This is a genomic window from Streptomyces rishiriensis (assembly GCF_030815485.1).
Classification (GTDB): Bacteria; Actinomycetota; Actinomycetes; order Streptomycetales; family Streptomycetaceae; genus Streptomyces; species Streptomyces rishiriensis_A.
Map to the genome: position 1 here is coordinate 179,233 of NZ_JAUSWV010000001.1, position 12,888 is coordinate 192,120.

Below are 12,888 nucleotides of genomic sequence, written 5' to 3' on the forward strand. Positions count from 1 at the left end.
ACCGGTCGGCAGCCCTCGCGGTGCCGGATCGCGTCACGATTGAAATGCCGCCCGGAGACAGATGATGCCGCAGGCGAGTTGTAGTAGTCCGAGGTGGAGATCAGCACGCATCTCGTAGCGGATCCGGAGTCTCTTGAACTGGTGGAGCCAGGCGAAGGTGCGCTCGACAACCCAGCGGGTCTTGCCCAAGCCGGAGCCGTGAGGGGCACCGCGGCGGGCGATTTTGGGTGCTATGCCTCGGCGCCGGAGAAGTCGCCGGTACTTGTCGAAGTCGTAGCCGCGGTCGGCGTACAGCCGTTGCGGGCGATGGCGCGGCCGTCCGCGTAGTCCACGAATGCGCGGGATGGCATCGATGAGCGGGATAAGCTGGGTGACATCGTGTCGGTTGCCACCGGTGAGTGACACTGCGAGAGGTGTGCCCTTCCGGTCGACGATGATGTGGTGTTTGCTTCCTGGGCGGCCCCTGTCGACCGGCGATGGTCCGGTGTGAGCTCCCCCTTTCAGACTGCGGACGTGTGAGCCGTCGATGGCACAGTCGTCCGTCTCCAGCAGTCCGGCCTTCCGCAGCTCGGCGAGGATCGCAGCATGCAGGCGTGGCCAGACGCCGGCCTCGGTCCAGTCCCGTAGACGACGCCAGGCTGTGATCCCCGAGCAACCCATCTCCTGACGTGGCACGTCACGCCAGGCTGCACCCGTGCGCAGGACGAAGAGGATGCCTGCCAGGGCGGTGCGGTCGTCTGTCCGGCGTCGTCCCGGATGCCGATTCCGCCGCTGCGGAGGGGGTGGCAGAATTGGAGCGATGCGGGCCCACAGGTCGTCGGGCACGAGATCTCTGATCACGTCAAGATCGTGGCGGAAGAAGTCCGACCGGCGGGTCTGTTCACAGCGGACTCGTTTGATGAGTGTGAGCGGACAGCAGGGATTCTGCAGCGCCCCGTGATCTGTAGCCCGGCTTCTTGCCACTTGTTCGTTTCTGAGACTGGAGTGGGCGGACGTGCTCGTGGTTCTTGTTCCGGCAGCCGGGGCTGTCGTGTGGGCGGTAGCGCTGTTGGTGTCTGACGTGCGGAGTCGGCAGCGGCGGATCTCTCTGGAGGTCCCGTGTTCCGGGTATGGGCAGGGCCGGTTCTCCTCGGATGAGACGCGTTACCACTTGGGGCCGGTCGTGCACGAAGGGCGCGTGATAGAGGGCTCGCTGTACGGGAAGAAATTGCGGATCTCAGTCGGCCAGGCCGTGAAGGTGGAGCTCGACCCGCGAGAGCCGTCCCGCATGTATCTGCCGGACACCATGCCACTGTTCGCACACAAGGTGGCAGCCCTTTTGTACGGAGGGCTGGGAATCGCCCTGACTGGGGCTGCGTTGGCGATCGGCATGTGAGCTCATCAGCGTGACGGTGCGCGGGTTGGACCGCGGCGGTGCTCTGGCCATCACCTCCACGTCGCGCTCCTGGCCGACTCCTCAGAGACGGCAGGCTCGGACATGTTTCCACCGAGAGCCACGGAGACCACGTCCGAGCCTGCAGACAACGTCTGACTACGACGCCTCATTGTGAAACGGTCAGTAAATCAACCGGCTACAGCATCGATTGAGCGCCCTCCAGCTTCGTCAGACCCGGCGTGCGCCCCTGACGGATCCCGCCGGGCAGTGCTTGCCCGAGGCCGCGTACGGCAGGAAGTCCAGCAGCCTCTTCGCCTCAAGACGGCGTACGTCGCCCCCCTGCCAGCCTCCGCGTCACCGCGACCTGGAATCGGGGGCCTCGGGGGCAAGGACGCGTGGTTTGGGCGGCCGCAAGACGAGGACGCCAGCGCAGCGTCAGTGGCAACACGAGGGCACCTTGCCCTGGATGCCAGCCGCGAGCGGCATCCGCTCATGGCGCCACCCGCGCGCCGCTTCGAAAGCGCGCCGGCCGGCCCGGAGCGGATCCCCGACGGGCGGTGCACTCTCGGCAAATCCGTTCGGACATGCACGGAACGGCTGAAAAGTCCGGCGTCAGTTGGTGGACGGGCGGAAAGGGATGTCTCGGTCATCACGAAGGGAGAGCGCGTGGCACGACGAGACATCGAAAGAACCGTCGGCGAGCTAGGAGAAATCCGCCGGATGCACGCCGAAGCCGTCACCTCCGCCTCCAGCGCCACAGGGGGCCGGTACGGGGAACCCGGGTCACCCTTATCGTTTGGACGACAGCCCCTTTTTTGAGCCACACGACGGCCAGGGATGACGCGATGGCGGCTGGGGCACACCGGTCCACGTCCCTCCCGTCGGCCCCCACTGCGACGCGGTGTACCCGCTGCCGTGGCAGCGGCTGTACGCGCGGTTCAACGAGTCCAGTCCCGCTCAGAACCCAGGCACAACCTGAGCTCACGCACCCCAACATCCTCCCCCCTTTCTCTCGACCAATCAGCCACACACCAGGCCAGCCGCCTTCCAGTACACCGCCAAGCACCCTTCTCGTCAGCCGGCTCTTTTCTTCCGGCCCCTGGCCTCAAGGTGCACCCGTACGGCCCGCCGTGATGGCGGGGTGTACGCAGCCCGGCAAGAGTCAGACGCGGGCGCCGTCTTCGTCCAGCAGGCCCCTGCGACTGCCACCGAAGGAGTACCAAGATGTCCGAGCGCAACACCGTCATCCGCAGCCTGCACGATGTGGGGCTGGCGGCCTGGTTCGGCGGCTCCCTGATGGGCGCGATCGGCCTCAACGGCGCGGCCAAGGACGAGGGCGGCACGGAGGCGACCCGGGACCGGATCTCTTCCTCGGGCTGGGCGAAGTGGTCACCGGTGAACGCGGCCGCCATCGGCGCCCACCTGTTCGGCGGGGGTGGACTGCTCGCTGTGAATGCCCATCGCGTCGCCGCCCAGCGGGGCGTGGCCGGCTCCACTGGGGCTAAGACGGTTGTCACCGCCGCGGCTCTGGCCGCCACCGCCTACGCCAGGGTCCTGGGCAAGAAGGTGGAGCTGACTGCCTCCCGGGACCCCAAGGACACCGAGAAGGCGGACAAGCACCCGATCGACCTCGACAAGGCGCGGCGGCAGCTGGCCTGCGCGCAATGGGCGGTGCCAGCTCTGACCGGATGCCTGGTCGTGCTGAACGCCCTGCACGGCGAACAGCAGCGTCCGGCGGAGCAGATTCCCGGCATGTGGGAGCGGGCGCGTTCCGCTACCCACCTCATGTCCTAAGGCCTTGCGAGGCAGATGGTGCTGATCATCGGCTCAGTTCGCGTAGAGGTGCCGCGCGCAAGGTGCTGCTGCTGTGGCATGTCTGCGATGGCTGAGGGCATCCGGCGAAAACCATGACAGACCGGGCAACCGGGTCGTGAACAGGAAGTTCCCCGTGTCTACACACGCACGTACTGCCCGCCCTGCCGGTCGGACACCGATCCAGCAGGCCGCCCTGATCACGGGCGTTGTCTTCCTCCTGGTCGGTGTCCTCGGCTTCATCCCGGGTATCACTACGAACTACGACACCATGGAGTTCGCCGCCCACCACTCCGAGGCCAGGCTGTTGGGCATCTTCCAGGTGTCCATCCTGCACAATCTCGTGCATCTCGCCTTCGGCGTCGCCGGTTTGGTACTGTCGCGCACCGCAGCACAAGCACGGCTCTACCTCCTCGTCGGCGGTGCCATCTACCTTGTCCTATGGCTATACGGCATGCTCATCGATCGTGACAGCGCCGCGAACTTCGTCCCCGTCAACACCGCCGACAACTGGCTACACCTGCTGCTGGGTCTGGGGATGATCGCAATTGGTGCCCTGCTCACCCGCGGACGGAGCGCTACACGGACTGCCGTGTGACCGGTGCAGGGATTTGACCACCGAGGGGGCTACAAGAAGTGGCGGCCAGCAGCAGCCGACCGTCGGTAAGGCGATGCGGGCGGCCATGCGGTCCCCTGTCACCCCGCTTGGATGACCAGTGTTGGCAGCCCGTCGATCAGAGTCGGCGGGGTCAGGGACGGGTGTTACGCCCACGATGGGGACAAGGTCACCGTGACCGCGCACATCGCCCCCACCGACGCACCTGAACAGGACGTCGCGGCAAGCCGAGCGCAGGCGCGTGTTGGAGCCCGGGCGCTGGGGCAGGTACGGGAACATGCCGTTGCGGACCGGCTGGGCGTCGAGGCGCACGCGGTGAGCCGGTGGCGGGCCCGGTTCGCGCGGGACCGGTTGGAGGACCTGACCGACGAATCGCGTCCGGGCAGACCGCAGAAGATCACCGACGGCCAGGTCGAGGAAGTGGTCGTCAAGTCGCTGGCGGCCACGCCGAAGGACGCCACGCACTATCGCGCGGATCTGGCGGACCTTGGCCTCAAGCCGCACCTGGTGGGCACCTTCAAGCTTTCGGACCCGCAGTTCATCGAGAAGGTCCGTGACGTGGTCGGGCTCTATCTCGCCCCGCCCGAGCACGCACTGGTCCGTGCGTGGACGAGAAGATACAGATCCAGGCCCTGGACCGGTCAGCACCTGTGCTGCCGATGATGCCGGGCATGCCCGAGCGCCGCGGCGACGTCACCACGTTCGCCGCGCTGAACACGGCCACCGGCGAGGTGATCGGCCAGATCCATCGCCGTGCTGTGACCGGGAAGGTTCGCCGGGGTGGTGATGGCGGCGGTTGGATGTGCGTGTCGTCCGTTGATCCAGCCGTTGGGGGTGTGGTGGCCGAACCTGTCCGTGCGCAGGTTGACCGACCAGGAGGGGCAGAAGCTGCAGCAAATCGTGCGCCGCGGCAGTACCAACTCGGTGCGCTACCGGCGCGCGATGATGCTGCTGGCCTCGGCCGGCGGGAACCGGGTACCAGTGATCGCCCAGCTGGTGCAGGCCGACGTGACACTGTCCGGGGCATGATCCACCGGTTCAATGAGATCGGCTTGGCCTGCTTGGACCCTCGGTGGGCGGAAGGCCGTCCCCGCTTGCTCAGTCCTGACGACGAGGACTTCGAGATCCAGAAGGCCACCACCCGCCCGACCAAGCTCGGCCAGCCCTTCACCCGCTGGTCCACTCGCAAACTCGCCGCCTACCTGCGGAAAGTCCATGGCCGCGTCATATGCATCGGCCGCGAGGCATTACGTTGCCTGCCCGCCCGCCGCGGTATCACCTTCCAGCGCACCAAGACCTGGAAAGAGTCACCGGACCCCGAGCGCGACGCCAAGACCGACCGCATCGAGCACGTCCTGGACCGCTTCCCGGACCGGGTGTTCGCGTTCGATGAGTTCGGGCCCCTGGGCATCCGCCCGACCGCCGGGTCGTGCTGGGCCGAGCAAGGCCGACCCGAGTGGCATCCCGCGACGTACCACCGCACCCACGGGGTGCGCTACTTCCACGGCTGCTACTCGATCGGCGACGACACCCTCTGGGGCGCCAACCGCCGCAAGAAGGGCGCCGCGAACACCCTGGCTGCGCTGAAGTCGATCCGTACCGCCCGGCCCGACGGCGCCCCGATCTACGTGATCCTGGACAACCTGTCCGCCCACACGGGCAGCGACATCGGCCGCTGGGCGAAGAAGAGCAAGGTCGAGTTGTGCTGCACCCCGACCTACGCTTCGTGGGCCAACCCCATCAAGGCGCACTTCGGAGCGCTTCGCCGGTAAACCATCGCGAACTCGCACTACCCCAACCACACTGTGCAGACACGGGCCCTGCACGCCTACCTCCGCTGGCGCAACGCCAACGCCCGCCACCGCGATGTCCTGGCCGCCGCCGAGGCGGTGGAGGAAGCGGAGCGCAAGGCGCCGATCCTGTCGCCTGACGATCACTGGGGGCGAAGCCGTTCCTGCGGGGACAGAGGATCGCCGGCCGCTTCGACAGCGATCTCGCCGGTCACGACGCTCGCTGCCAACCTCCCCCGAAGAAGCTGGCCCCAACCAGAGGCATGCAACGTAACGCAGCACCACCAGCGGCTCTTCGACGGCGTCCCCCGAAGGAAGGAAAGATAGACGGTCAGCCGCGTGTCCGATCCGTCTCGTCTGCACACTTCGATGTGGGGAAACGGGGGGCGAGCCAGAAAGGGCATGGCTGCCGCCGCAGTGACTCCGGCGGAACAGGGGGCAGGCGTGGCACGAAGGGTTTCACTCGCAGACAGGGCACGCTACTGGTTCGACACCACCTTGGCCCGTGGCACCCCCGCGCTCGTCGGCTGGCTGGCTTTGGGCTGCCTTGTCGTCGTCTTCCCCGCGAGCGCCGTGCTGGTGTGGACGGACCCACATGCCCCCGCATCCCATTCGGGGAGGCTGGCAGCGATCTGGCGCCTCACTGGTGAGACGTTGCGGCTTGGCGGGGCGACGGGCCCGCTCGTGCACGTGCTTTTGTCGGTACTACTCGCCCTGGTCGCCCTGGTGTACGTCTCCACCCTCGTCGGCCTGATCACCACCGGACTGACCGAGCGGCTCACCGCGCTGCGCCGGGGCCACTCCACCGTCATCGAGCAGGGGCACGCGGTGGTGTTGGGCTGGTCCGAGCAGGTGTTCACGGTGGTGAGCGAGCTGGTGGCCGCCAACGCCAATCAGCGCTATGGCTCAGTGGCCGTACTGGCGGACCGGGACAAGACCACGATGGAAGAGGCCCTCAGCAGAAAGGTGGGGACCACCGGCCGTACCCGGCTTGTTTGCCGTAGCGGTCCACCCACCGACCCTGACCTGCTCGCCCTGACCAACCCCGGCGAGGCAAGCGCCGTGCTCGTGCTGCCCCAAGACGACCCGTCAGGGGACCCAGAAGTGGTCAAGACGCTTCTGGCACTGCGGTCCGCACTCGGCGAGGAAGTAGGTCCACCCGTCGTCGCCGCCGTCAGGGACGACCAGTACCGGCTGGCGGCCTCCATCGCCGCAGGACCGCGCGGCATCGTACTGGTAAGCGACGCGATCACCGCGCGGCTGATCGTCCAGTCCGCCCGCCGGCCAGGACTCTCCCTGGTGTACCGCGATCTCCTGGACTTCGCCGGAGACGAGTTCTACCTCGCCTTCGACCCGGCCCTGACTGGCCGTTCCTTCGGCGACACACTGCTGGCCTTCGCCACCTCCAGTGTGGTCGGCCTGCTGCGTGATGGCCGGCCGCTGCTGAACCCGCCGCCCCGCACCCTGATCGGCCCCCGCGACCGGCTGATTGTCATCACCCGGGACGACGACACCGCGCGACGCAGCGACTGCTCTGGACTGGTCGACGAGTCGGTGATGACGCCCTGGCAGCTGGCGAGCGCCCGGCCCGAACGGGTCCTGATCCTCGGCTGGAACCGGCGAGCCTCGCTCGTCGTCGGCCAGTTCGGCCGGTATGCCGTGCACGGCTCGGTCATTGCGGTGGTGGCGGACCGGAAAGAAGTGACGGCCGAGGAGGTACAGCAAACCGGTACGGACTTCGCACCACGGCTGACCACGACATTCCGGCCCGGAGACGTCACCCGGCCAGAGACACTCAGGAGTCTTGAGATCGACTCGTACGACAGCATCGTCGTGCTTGGTCCAGACCCCCTTCCGGGACAGCAGCCCAACGAGGCCGATAACCGGACACTCGTCACACTCCTCGTTCTGCACCTGCTGGAACAGGAGAACGGACGGGAACTGCCGGTGGTCACCGAAATGACCGACGACCGCAACCGGACGCTCGCGCCTATCAGTCCCGGAGCCGACGTGATCATCAGCGCAAAGCTTGTCGGCTTGCTGATGGCCCAGATCTCCCAGAACCGGCACCTAGCCGCCGTATTCGAGGAACTGTTCTCCCACACCGGCAGTCAGGTCCAGTTGCGACCGGCAGCGTCGTACGTCCTGCCTGGTTGTGAAGCGTCCTTCGCCACGGTCGTCGCAGCGGCGCAGCAACGAGGCGAATGCGCCATCGGTTACCGCTGCAACGACCGAGCCACAGCTGTTCCCGACCACGGAGTGCGTATCAACCCGGACAAGAGCGAGCGGCGACGCTGGAATGAGCACGATGAGGTCGTGGTGATCACGCAGGACTGACACAGCCCCTCACGACATGTTGGTCACGGGCAGGCGGCCGGGACCAACTCGGCGTTCGGGCCGAGGAAGCCCCTCGAGCCGGCCGAACGCGATCGGGGAGAGGACGCGCCTGGTTCCCCGGAAATCGTGGACCCTGCCCGGTTATGCCACGAGGTGTGCTTGCCACCCGCCGGTGAGGACCAAGGGGGTACGGGACGCCGAGGGCGATCACATCCGCCAGGACCCTCGTGTGCAGCTCCGGCATGTCTGTCACGCGCTCGCCCGGGCCCCGGCAGCCAGCTGAGGGAAGGCGCCCTCCCACAAGGCGCGCAAAGTGCGGCCGACGAGAGTGCACAGGACGGCCACATCTGTATGAGCAGGTCCTTCTGTTGAGGTAGCGCGAGACGTCTTGGCCCAGGCCCTCGTGCAGCACCGTGCGGTACAGGCCCATGCGCTGGCGCGGCTTGTCCAGGTTGTAGACGGTCATACCGGACCACGCCACATGCAACGGCAGTGCCACGTCCCCGTGCTCGGGACCCCGCAATTCCTCGAGCGAGGCCGGCAACCGCTGCCGGAACTTCTCCCGGTACAGCGCAAGGTCCTCGGCGCACGCACCGGTCGGGACCGGTGTCCGCGACGCTGATGGTCAAGCGCTGGCAACCATGACCCCATTGTGACGCCGTGCGCGGCACGGAGGTCGCGCCGCGCACGGTCGAGGGCGCACTCACTCCGAGCCCACCGGCGCACACCTGTCCCAGCGTGCTGCACCGCACCTTGGGCTCCCGTCCTGGGGTAGCCCTGAATGCCTCCTGGGAAGTTGCCCGCCGCGAGGTGCCAGCAGGGTCCGCGCGCGGGCCTGTCCGTGATCGGAAGTCGCTGTCCGTTCTGTCCCATAGACGACGGCGCCGTTACCGGCTATCGCGCCAATCGCTGTGTGCCCGAGGCCGGGCTCTGATGGGGCGGGATGCGGCGCAGGTCTCGGCTGTGTGGCCGCAGCGAGCGGTCACCGCCCCTTGGCGGATTCCTTGAGCTTAGAACCGGCGGAAACCTTCACGCTGTAGCCAGCCGGGATTTCGAGCGGCTCGCCGGTCTGCGGGTTACGTGCGGTGCGGGCGGCTCGATGGGTGCGTTCGAAGCTGAGGAAGCCAGGGATGGTCACCTTCTCGTCACCCTTTGCGACAATGTCGCCTACGGTCTCGGCGAGTGCGGTCAGCACAGCGTCAGCGTCCTTGCGAGTCACCTCGGCTCGCTCGGACAGCGCAGTCACCAGTTCAGAGCGGTTCATGTGAGTTCTCCATGTGCTTGGATCATGCCGGTCCAAGTCCTGGGCAGGACAGGACACCCCATCCTGACACCGGGCACTGACATTGATGCTGATACTCGGGTTCCGGTGGTCGTGACCCGGGCACTGACTGACGCCCTGCTGGACTGTCTTCGCGTTGTTCTGTCCGGCCGCCGGGATCTGTTCTCATGGCCCCGGCCGGGCGGAACATGACCTGATAGGAGCTTGGTCAGAAGCCCCTTCAATGTCCTGTCTGCGCCACCCGGCCGGCGCCTACCTTCGGCTGGGAAGGCTGTATCAGCATGACATCAGAGGGTGCGGCGGACATCGTGGACCAGGATGTGTTCGGCGGGGTCGACTCCCACACCGACACCGTCCACGTCGCTGTCATCAGCGACAACGGAGGCCATCTCGCCGACGCGGAGTTCGCCACCACCACCGCCGGATACGCGGCGGCCCTGGCCTTCCTGACCGCCCACGGGCGGGTGATCGCGGTCGGGGTGGAAGGCACCTCGTCCTACGGGGCCGGCTTCACCCGGACTGCCCGCTCCCACGGACACCAGGTCATCGAGGTCAACCGCCCCGACAAGGCCGAACGTCGCCGCACCGGCAAGTCCGACCCCATCGACGCCTACGCCGCCGCACGCGCCGCCCTGTCCGGACGCGCCACCAGTTCCCCCAAGGACGACACGGTCGGTGGGATACGCGCCTTGCACAACACCGCCCGCTCGGCCGTCAAGGCCCGCACCGCCGCGCTCAACCAGATCGGCCAGGTCCTCGTCACCGCTCCGGAGGCGATCCGCTCGAAGTACGGGCAGCTCAAGGGCACCGACCGCACCGAGGCCCTGGCTCGGCTGCGACCGGCCGGCGACGCCCTGCACACCGCTGTCCTGACCGCGCTGAAAAGCCTCGCCCGCCGCGTCAAGGAACTCACTGCCGAGCACGAGACGCTGACGCGGGCCCTGGATGCCGAAGTCACCACACACAACCCCGGCCTGCGGGCGACCTACGGTGTCGGCCCCGACACCGCCGCGCAGCTGCTGATCACCGCGGGCGGCAATCCCGAACGGATGCGAACCGAGGCGTCCTTCGCGGCTCTGTGCGGAGCCGCCCCGGTCCCCGCATCCAGCGGCCGAACCAACCGCCACCGCCTCTCCAGGGGCGGGGACCGGACCGCCAACTCCGCGCTCTACCGCATCGCCCTGGTCCGTATGTCCGGCGACGTCCGAACTCGCGCCTACGTCACACGGCAAGTCGCCGCCGGACGGACGAAGAAAGAGATTATCCGGATGTTGAAGCGGGCCATCGCCCGGGAGATGTTCCGCTGTCTCACCACCACGCTCAACATTCCAGGCATAGCCGACCTACGGCCTCTGCGGCAGGCCAAGAACATCACCCTCACCACCGTCGCCCAGCACTTCGGCGTCTGGCCCACCACCATCTCCAGACTCGAAAGGGGACTCAGCAGGGACGACGACCTCGCTCACGCCTACCGCGACTGGCTCCGAGCCGCTTGACAGCAATAGGAGCATCAGCGCTGGGGTGGAGGTGGGTCCGGAGACGAGCGCAGGTCGCTTTCAGTCCCGTGGAGGAGATGCTTGCCGCGTGAGTGTGACGTCCCCCGCACGGCGAGATCGGCGGAGATGCCCTTGCCGTGGACGCCTGCCGCCGCAACCCACGACCGCGCGGACTGCCCGGACGCTACCGCCACCTATGAGCAGGCACTGCAGTCCTGTCTGCTGCAGCCGCCGTGGCGCCCATCTGCCAGACGACGCGGCGCATCAGTGGCGGCCGCCGCGGCGGTGGCCCCAGGACTGGTCGTCGACGAAGCGGCCCTGGTCGTCGCGAAGGTCGAGGTGTCGTGGTCGTTGTTCCACACGTAGGCACGGCGGTCCTGGTGGAGGTCGGTGCGGATGTCACGGCCCTCACCGGTGTGGACAGGGACGGTGGCGCGGCCAGCCAGACGGCAATGATCGAAGTGGCTTGTGGCCGGACTCGTCCTTCAATGTCCAACCGTCCAGGTTGACCGCGTTGTGGGTGGTGTTGGTCAGCTCGACCCCCTCGCTGTTCAGCGACCGGTTGGAGCGGGTGTCACGCCCCTAGGAGTCGTACTGCACTTTTCTGCGGCCGAGGCCGAGTGCCTGGTGGTCGACGAAGTGCTGTACCAGCAGGTGTGGTCGTGGAGGGCGGTCGCCTACGCGGTGAAAGGCTCTGCGGGGCTTCAGCCGGACGATCGTCCGCAGGCAATAGGTGAGACCCGGGGACACTGTCCCCTCCACACCCACAACGCCCACAACACGACCCGCCACACCGGCATTCCGCGCCGTCCACCGGCCGGGCGGACTCCCGTCCCGGCTCGGGGAAACACAGGACAGAAGCCCTACCACCACCTTCCCCTCAACGTGGCCGTACGGACGCGTCACGCGCTGCGCGCCTCGCGCCGCCGTCTTCTTCGCCCATTTACCTGGTGGCCTGCGGCGTCTCCGCTGGGGTCGTGCGGCAGTTGAGGTTGCGGAAGCCGTGCACCACGAGGAAGTGCAGCGCAGCCACCGGAGGCCGTATCACCCGTACCCTTCGTGGTGTCTACGGCGTCGCATAGCGGGCGCCAAACCACTGGAGGCAATACCCCGTGCTGATTGCTCAGCGTCCGTCCCTGACCGAAGAGATCGTCGACGAGTTTCGCTCCCGGTTCGTGATCGAGCCGCTGGAGCCGGGCTTCGGTTACACCCTCGGCAACTCCCTGCGCCGGACCCTCCTGTCCTCGATCCCGGGTGCGGCGGTCACGTCCATCCGTATCGACGGCGTGCTGCACGAGTTCACCACCGTGCCGGGCGTCAAGGAGGACGTCACCGACCTGATCCTCAACATCAAGCAGCTGGTCGTCTCCTCGGAGCACGACGAGCCGGTCGTGATGTACCTGCGCAAGCAGGGCCCGGGCCTGGTCACCGCCGCCGACATCGCGCCCCCGGCCGGTGTCGAGGTGCACAACCCCGACCTCGTCCTCGCCACGCTCAACGGCAAGGGCAAGCTGGAGATGGAGCTGACCGTCGAGCGCGGTCGCGGTTACGTCTCCGCCGTGCAGAACAAGCAGCTGGGTCAGGAGATCGGGCGCGTCCCGGTCGACTCGATCTACTCGCCGGTTCTCAAGGTCACGTACAAGGTCGAGGCCACGCGTGTCGAGCAGCGCACCGACTTCGACAAGCTGATCGTCGACGTCGAGACCAAGCAGGCCATGCGTCCCCGTGACGCCATGGCCTCCGCCGGTAAGACGCTGGTCGAGCTGTTCGGTCTCGCCCGCGAGCTGAACATCGACGCCGAGGGCATCGACATGGGCCCGTCCCCCACGGACGCCGCTCTCGCCGCTGATCTCGCCCTGCCGATCGAGGAGCTCCAGCTCACAGTCCGTTCGTACAACTGCCTCAAGCGCGAGGGCGTACACATGGTGGGTGAGCTCCTGGCACGCTCCGAAGCCGACCTGCTGGACATCCGCAACTTCGGTGCGAAGTCCATCGACGAGGTCAAGGCGAAACTGGCCGGCATGGGCCTGGGCCTCAAGGACAGCCCGCCCGGATTCGACCCGACCGCCGCCGCCGACGCCTTCAGCGCCGACGACGCGGACGCGGGCTTCGTGGAGACCGAGCAATACTGAACGCTGCGCTGCGCCGGTCATAGAGACACCTCGCGAATAGGGACAGGC

Annotated in this window: 7 protein-coding genes and 5 pseudogenes; 8 read left to right on the forward strand and 4 right to left on the reverse strand. The window is 67.3% G+C overall.

Annotated features, from left to right (window positions below; translation table 11 throughout):
• Positions 1-33: 33 nt before the first annotated feature.
• On the reverse strand, positions 34-840 hold the full coding sequence (locus QF030_RS00940) for an IS5 family transposase (RefSeq protein WP_307160718.1): 807 nt from the start codon (positions 838-840) through the stop codon (positions 34-36).
• Between the two features lie 1,759 nt (positions 841-2,599).
• On the opposite strand from QF030_RS00940, the gene QF030_RS00945 reads away from it, so the two are divergent.
• From QF030_RS00945 to QF030_RS00965, 6 genes and pseudogenes are all read left to right on the forward strand, one after another.
• The gene (locus tag QF030_RS00945) at positions 2,600-3,169 is read left to right on the forward strand and encodes a hypothetical protein (RefSeq protein ID WP_307160719.1); all 570 of its coding nucleotides are present in this window, start codon (positions 2,600-2,602) and stop codon (positions 3,167-3,169) included.
• A 154-nt stretch (positions 3,170-3,323) separates the two neighbouring features.
• Positions 3,324-3,785: a DUF4383 domain-containing protein gene (locus tag QF030_RS00950; RefSeq protein ID WP_307160720.1), complete on the forward strand. Its 462-nt coding sequence runs from the start codon at positions 3,324-3,326 to the stop codon at positions 3,783-3,785.
• A gap of 111 nt (positions 3,786-3,896) precedes the next feature.
• A pseudogene (locus QF030_RS40735) lies at positions 3,897-4,178 on the forward strand (hypothetical protein); the annotation flags it as partial.
• An 88-nt stretch (positions 4,179-4,266) separates the two neighbouring features.
• Positions 4,267-4,558, forward strand: a pseudogene (locus QF030_RS40740) (IS630 family transposase); the annotation flags it as partial.
• Between the two features lie 84 nt (positions 4,559-4,642).
• Positions 4,643-5,746: pseudogene (locus QF030_RS00960) on the forward strand (IS630 family transposase); the annotation flags it as partial.
• A 249-nt stretch (positions 5,747-5,995) separates the two neighbouring features.
• Positions 5,996-7,930: a CASTOR/POLLUX-related putative ion channel gene (locus QF030_RS00965; protein ID WP_307160721.1), complete on the forward strand. Its 1,935-nt coding sequence runs from the start codon at positions 5,996-5,998 to the stop codon at positions 7,928-7,930.
• Positions 7,931-8,179: 249 nt separating this feature from the next.
• Here the strand turns inward: QF030_RS00965 and QF030_RS40745 are convergent.
• Positions 8,180-8,501 (reverse strand): annotated as a pseudogene (locus QF030_RS40745) (hypothetical protein).
• A gap of 411 nt (positions 8,502-8,912) precedes the next feature.
• Positions 8,913-9,194, reverse strand: a complete 282-nt coding sequence (locus QF030_RS00970) for an HU family DNA-binding protein (protein WP_307160722.1) — start codon at positions 9,192-9,194, stop codon at positions 8,913-8,915.
• 299 nt (positions 9,195-9,493) lie between these two features.
• On the opposite strand from QF030_RS00970, the gene QF030_RS00975 reads away from it, so the two are divergent.
• Positions 9,494-10,708 carry an IS110 family transposase gene (locus QF030_RS00975; protein WP_307160653.1) on the forward strand — a complete coding sequence of 405 codons (1,215 nt, stop codon included), beginning with the start codon at positions 9,494-9,496 and terminating at the stop codon, positions 10,706-10,708.
• 264 nt (positions 10,709-10,972) lie between these two features.
• Here the strand turns inward: QF030_RS00975 and QF030_RS00980 are convergent.
• Positions 10,973-11,308 (reverse strand): annotated as a pseudogene (locus QF030_RS00980) (lamin tail domain-containing protein).
• Between the two features lie 512 nt (positions 11,309-11,820).
• Here QF030_RS00980 and QF030_RS00985 point away from each other — a divergent pair.
• Complete coding sequence (locus tag QF030_RS00985) at positions 11,821-12,840, forward strand: DNA-directed RNA polymerase subunit alpha (RefSeq protein ID WP_307160723.1); 1,020 nt, start codon at positions 11,821-11,823, stop codon at positions 12,838-12,840.
• The last annotated feature ends 48 nt before the right edge of the window (positions 12,841-12,888 follow it).